The sequence below is a fragment of the Salmonella sp. SAL4457 genome, assembly GCF_046548235.1.
Classification (GTDB): domain Bacteria; phylum Pseudomonadota; class Gammaproteobacteria; order Enterobacterales; family Enterobacteriaceae; genus Salmonella; species Salmonella enterica.
The window spans coordinates 1-455 of the sequence record NZ_JBGDZO010000061.1 but is presented as its reverse complement, the minus strand read 5'-3'; the positions used below and the strand labels follow the sequence as shown (position 1 = coordinate 455).

The following is a 455-nucleotide window of genomic DNA, read 5'->3' as shown; positions in this document are numbered from 1 at the left end:
ACCTCCAGTCGAGCCCAGCAGGCCTCCTCCGAACATTGCCCCCGATCACCTCGCCGCCGCAGGGCCGTTCAGTTCGCCGCGTCGCAGGCTTTCCACGCTGTTGCCCAACGCATCGCGGGCGCCAAGGTCGGCACCGCGCGCCGACAGCGCCTGGAGCAGCTCCTCGCGCTTGAACAGCGCCGCGTACATGGCCGCGGTCTGCCCTGCGCCGTTGCGCTGGTCGGGGCTGCATTGCGCGCCGATCAGGCGCCGGGCGATGCGGACCTCGCCCTTGAAGATGGCGCCCATCAGGGCGGTGTTGCCGCGCGCATCCTGGACGCAGGGGTCGGCACCGGCCTCCAGCAATTGTTCCACCGCTCCGCCATGGCCGTGGTAGGCGGCCAGGATCAGCGCGGTATAGCCCTTGGCATCCTGCACATCGAGGTCGAAGCCGGCCTCGACGAACTCCTTCAGCA

The 455-nt window shown here is 69.7% G+C and carries 1 protein-coding gene; it reads right to left on the bottom strand.

The genetic code is table 11. The annotated features are described in order from the left end of the window. Nucleotides 1-45: 45 nt before the first annotated feature. On the bottom strand, nucleotides 46-455 hold a 410-nt coding region (locus tag ACLJNW_RS23220), incomplete at its 5' end, for an ankyrin repeat domain-containing protein (RefSeq protein ID WP_410961087.1).